This is a genomic window from Allobosea sp., assembly GCF_030694325.1.
Lineage (GTDB): Bacteria > Pseudomonadota > Alphaproteobacteria > Rhizobiales > Beijerinckiaceae > Allobosea.
This window is the reverse complement of sequence record NZ_JAUXYO010000124.1, coordinates 1-5,009: the sequence shown is the minus strand read 5'-3', so window position 1 is coordinate 5,009 and position 5,009 is coordinate 1. Positions and strand designations below refer to the sequence as shown.

4 protein-coding genes are annotated in these 5,009 nt (G+C 68.1%); all 4 read left to right on the top strand.

Annotated features, from left to right (window positions below; translation table 11 throughout):
* The first annotated feature begins 189 nt into the window (after positions 1-189).
* The 4 genes from ptsP (at position 190) to prmC (ending at position 4,812) form a co-directional block, all read left to right on the top strand.
* Complete coding sequence (ptsP, locus tag Q8M82_RS07620; RefSeq protein WP_305690770.1) at positions 190-2,457, top strand: phosphoenolpyruvate--protein phosphotransferase; 2,268 nt, start codon at positions 190-192, stop codon at positions 2,455-2,457.
* Between the two features lie 49 nt (positions 2,458-2,506).
* Positions 2,507-3,592: a peptide chain release factor 1 gene (gene prfA / locus Q8M82_RS07615; protein ID WP_305690769.1), complete on the top strand. Its 1,086-nt coding sequence runs from the start codon at positions 2,507-2,509 to the stop codon at positions 3,590-3,592.
* An 84-nt stretch (positions 3,593-3,676) separates the two neighbouring features.
* Positions 3,677-3,955, top strand: coding sequence for a hypothetical protein (locus Q8M82_RS07610; RefSeq protein ID WP_305690772.1), 279 nt, complete (start codon positions 3,677-3,679; stop codon positions 3,953-3,955).
* Positions 3,925-4,812 (top strand): peptide chain release factor N(5)-glutamine methyltransferase, encoded by an 888-nt coding sequence (prmC, locus tag Q8M82_RS07605; RefSeq protein WP_371126266.1) that lies wholly within the window; start codon positions 3,925-3,927, stop codon positions 4,810-4,812. The genes Q8M82_RS07610 and prmC overlap by 31 nt, the downstream gene beginning before the upstream one ends.
* Positions 4,813-5,009 lie beyond the last annotated feature (197 nt).

Here is a 5,009-nt window from a genome sequence, read left to right as displayed (position 1 = left end):
CCGCGCCTGCGCCCCCACGGCCGTCGCCGCCATCCGGCTGAACGTATGCATTCCACGGCCCTTGCCGAACCCCGCAGGCGGTGGCTAGAAGGCCCCCGAGGCGGGAGCGCTTGCGACTCGGCCATGACAGGTGTCAGGTCTGCGATGCACAGCGGCCGGACGGCCAGGCCGGCGGAGGACGAATAATCGATGCGAGGCGCTCTCGGAGGATCGGGCGTTCTGCTGCGCCGCCTTCGGGAGGTGATGGCGGCGTCGATCAGTCCGCAGGAGCGGCTGGATCGGCTCGTCGTCCTGATCGCTGGCAATCTCGTCGCCGAAGTCTGCTCCGTCTACGTGCTGCGTGAGGACGGCTCTCTCGAACTTTACGCCACCGAAGGCCTGAACCGCGAGGCGGTCCACCTCACCACCATGCGTGCCGGCGAGGGCCTCGTCGGCCTGATCGCGCGCGAGGCCGAGCCGCTGGCGCTGTCGGACGCTCAGAACCACCCCGCCTTCTCCTACCGGCCCGAAACGGGCGAAGAGGTCTATCGCTCCTTCCTCGGCGTGCCGATCCTGCGCGGCGGCGCCGTGATGGGCGTGCTCGTCATCCAGAACCGCGCCTCGCGCCTCTACAGCGACGAGGAGATCGAGTCGCTCCAGACGACCGCCATGATCATGGCGGAGATGATCGCGGCCGGTGGGCTGAAGTCGCTCGCCCGGCCCGGCGCGTCGATCGGCCTCGACCGTCCGATCCATGGCGTCGGTGTCTCGCTGGCGGACGGCGTCGGCCTCGGTCATGCCGTGCTGCACGAGCCGCGGGTGGCAATCACCAACCTGATCGCCGAGAACCCGGCCGCGGAGGTGAAGCGGCTCGAGGACGCCATCGCCGAGATGCGCGCCTCGATCGACGAACTGATCGAGCGCGGCGACATCGCCCATATCGGCGAGCATCGCGATGTCCTCGAGACTTTCCGCATGTTCGCCCATGACCAGGGCTGGCTGCGCCGCATGCGCGAGGTCGTGCTGACGGGCCTCACCGCCGAGGCCGCGGTCGAGCGCGTCCAGTCCGACACGCGCGCCAAGATGCTGCGCCAGACCGACCCCTATCTGCGCGAGCGGCTGCACGATCTCGACGACCTCGCCAACCGGCTGCTGCGGACCCTTGTCGGCAAGGCCAACGGCGTCGCCCGCGAGGAGATGCCGGAAAACGCGATCCTGATCGCGCGCTCAATGGGCCCGGCCGCGCTGCTCGATTATGACCGGGCCCATCTGCGCGGCCTCGTCCTGGAGGAGGGCGGACCGACCAGCCATATCGCCATCGTCGCCCGTGCGCTCGGCATCCCCGCGGTGGGCGAGATCGTCAACGCGACCGCCTTGATCCAGTCGGGCGACGCGGTCATCGTCGACGGCCAGGCCGGCGAGGTCCAGATCCGGCCGCAGCCCGACGTCGAGAACGCCTACAAGGACAAGGCGCGGCTGCGGGCCCGCAAGCAGGAACAGTACCGCAAGCTCAAGAGCCAGCCCGCCGTCACGCGCGACGGCGTGCCGATCGTGCTCCAGATCAATGCCGGCCTGCTGGTCGACATGCCGAATCTGGAAGCCACGGCGGCGGCCGGGATCGGCCTGTTCCGCACCGAGCTGCAGTTCATGGTGGCCGAGCACATGCCGACGACGAGCGAGCAGCAGGCGCTCTATACGGCCGTGCTCGACCAGGCGCAGGGGCGCCCCGTGACCTTCCGCACGCTCGACATCGGCGGCGACAAGGTGCTGCCCTATATGGAGCGTGTCGAGGAAGAGAACCCTGCGCTGGGGTGGCGGGCGATCCGCATCGGCCTCGACAAGCCACGTCTGCTGCGGGCTCAGATACGCGCTCTGCTGAGGGCCGGATCGGGCCGAGACATGAAGATCATGCTGCCGATGATCGCCACCGTCGACGAGTTCCAGCGCGCCCGCACGATTGTGCGGCGCGAGCAGGCGATGCTTGAAAAGCAGGGGCATGTGCCGCCGCTCAGCCTGCAACTCGGCGTCATGGTGGAGGTGCCCTCGCTGCTGTTCGAATTGCCGGAAATCGTGCGCGAGGCCGATTTCCTCTCGATCGGCACCAACGACCTGATGCAGTTCCTGTTCGCGGCCGATCGCGAAAACAAGCGCGTGGCCGATCGCTTCGACCCTCTGGGACTCGGCGCTCTGCGCGCGCTCCGCAGCATCGTCGAGGCGGCGTCCGAGGCGAATTGCCCGGTTACCGTCTGCGGCGAAATGGGAGGCAAGCCTCTCGAGACGATGGCCTTGATCGGCCTCGGCTATCGTGCCTTCTCCATGTCGGCGGCCTCGGTCGGTCCGGTCAAGGCGATGCTGCGTGCATTGGATGTCGGCAGGTTGACGGAACGGATCGACTGGATGCTGGCTAGCGGAGACGGCGCCCCCAGCCTGCGTCCGCAACTCGCGGCCTTCGCCGCCGAATGCAAGGTGCCGGTCTAGCGGGCCGTCGTGCAGCGCGTCCCCCTCCGATCGTCGTTTCGAGTTTCCCATGTCGCTTCAGCTCCCCCAGGATCGCCTCGACGCCATCGTCGCCCGCCATGCCGCGGCGACGGCCGAGATCAACACCGCCACGGAAGCTGCTCGCACGGTCGAACTGGCCAAGGAGCTCTCTGAACTCGACGCCGTGGTCGCGGCGATCGCCGTCTGGCGCCAGGCGCAGGACAATCTCGCCGAGGCCGAGAGCTTGATCGCCGACCCCGCGACCGATGCCGAGTTCCGGGACCTCGCCTATGAGGAGCGCGACGCGGCCCGCACCGAGATCGACGCCCGCGCGCGCGAGATCCTGATCGCATTGTTGCCCAAGGACGCGGCCGACGAACGCGGCGTCATTCTCGAGATCCGGGCGGGGACGGGCGGCGACGAGGCCTCGCTGTTCGCGGGCGATCTGTTCCGGATGTACCAGCGCTACGCCGCCCAGAAGGGCTGGAGCGTCGATCTGCTCTCCGAGAGCGAGGGCACGGTCGGCGGCTTCAAGGAGGTCATCGCCGAAATCTCCGGCCGCGGCGTCTATGCCCGGCTGAAATACGAATCCGGCGTGCACCGCGTCCAGCGCGTGCCCGACACGGAGACCAGCGGGCGCATCCACACCTCCGCCGCGACAGTCGCCATGCTGCCTCTCGCCGGCGACGTCGACATCGTCCTCAACGACAGCGACATCCGGATCGACACGATGCGGGCCGGCGGCGCCGGCGGTCAGCACGTCAACAAGACCGAGTCGGCCGTGCGCCTGACACACATGCCGAGCGGCGTCGTCGTCGTGGTGCAGGACGAGCGCTCCCAGCACAAGAACAAGGCGCGCGCCTATGAACTGCTGCGCGCCAAGCTGTTCGATCTGGAACGGATCCGCCTCGATTCCGAGCGCTCGGCCGACCGGCGTTCGCAGGTCGGTTCCGGCGACCGCTCCGAGCGCATCCGCACCTACAACTTCCCACAAGGGCGGATCACGGACCATCGCATCAACCTGACCCTCTACAAGCTCGACGAGATGATGCAGGGTCTGGTGCTGGACGAGATCATCGACGCGCTCACCGCGGAGCATCAAGCCCGCTTGCTCGCCAGCGAGGGCATCGCGTGACCGATGATTCAGCCGGGGCCATGAAACCTCCCGTGGCCTCCCGCGTTGTCGCTCCATCGACAGTGCAACAGGGGGGAGCCTCCTATGATCAAGATTGTTTCGAGCGCGGCCATTGCGGGCCTGATGGCGATGATGGTCGCGGCACCGGTTCAGGCCCAGGGCACGGCGCAGCGCGTCGAGCGCTCGATGGAGCGGGGCCTGAAGAGCGTCACCAGCGGTCAGCCCGCGCGGATGAACAAGGCCATGACCCAGTCCCAGGCGCGTCGGGCCTGCCAGGCCGAGATGCGCGGCTCGCGGGAGAGCCGCTCCTCGATCCGGACCAAGATGCGCTTCTGCATGAACGAGAAGATGCAGGGCAACTGACCCCTTCGCCCGGCCCGGACGCCGCGTCTTCGTCATCGGAGGCGCGGCGTCATGCTGCGCGGCGCTTGCTCCAGGCGGGCATCGATAACGCGGCCCTCGAAGCCCGCTGGCTGGTCGAGCATCTCAGCAGCGGGAGCGATGCGCCCGCCAGCTGGACGCCCGCGATGGCCGCGGCCTTGGACGAGGCTGTGGACCGTCGGCTGGCCGGCGAGCCATTCTGGCGCATTCTGGGCGAGCGCGAGTTCTGGGGCCTGCCGTTCCGCCTGTCTCCCGCGACGCTGGAGCCTAGGCCCGACAGCGAAACATTGATCGCGGCCGCTTTGGACCAGCTCGGGGCGAGACGGCAGGAGCCGTTGCGCATCCTCGACCTTGGCACCGGCACGGGTTGCCTGCTGGTCACGCTGCTGAGGGAATGTCCCGCCGCGTCGGGCATCGGCATCGATCTCTCGAGCGAGGCTTGCGAGACCGCGCGCATGAACGCCGCACTGAATGGCGTCGCCGGGCGCGCGCTGTTGGGCGTCGGCTCCTGGACGGACGGCCTCGACGGTCGCTTCGACCTGATCGTCTCCAATCCTCCCTATATCCCCAGCGCCGACATTGCGACGCTCGATGCCGTCGTGCGCGACCACGATCCCTTGCTCGCGCTCGACGGCGGGCGCGACGGACTCGATCCCTATCGAATCTTCGCCAGGACGCTACCCGACCGATTGGCCGATGGCGGCCATGTCGTGCTGGAGATCGGTGCCGGGCAGGAAGAGGATGTGAAGGCGATCATGCGCGGAGGCGGCTTCATCTGGCGGGGATCGCGCAGCGATCTCGGAGGCCACCCCCGCGCGCTGATCTTCGCGCTGCACTGAAAAGCGGGGGCATCGGTGTGATTTTGCTTGGAGCGCCGGGTAAAATCCTCTATGCACCTGACTAGCCGACGCTGGTATCGTCAGGCCGGAGCAGTGGGTCGTGACCTGCCGTAGCCGATCGTTTCTTCCGGACATGTCCGTGAATCGACGGAGCTGACCAGCCAGATTGGACACCGAAGGCGCCGCGGCGCCCATCG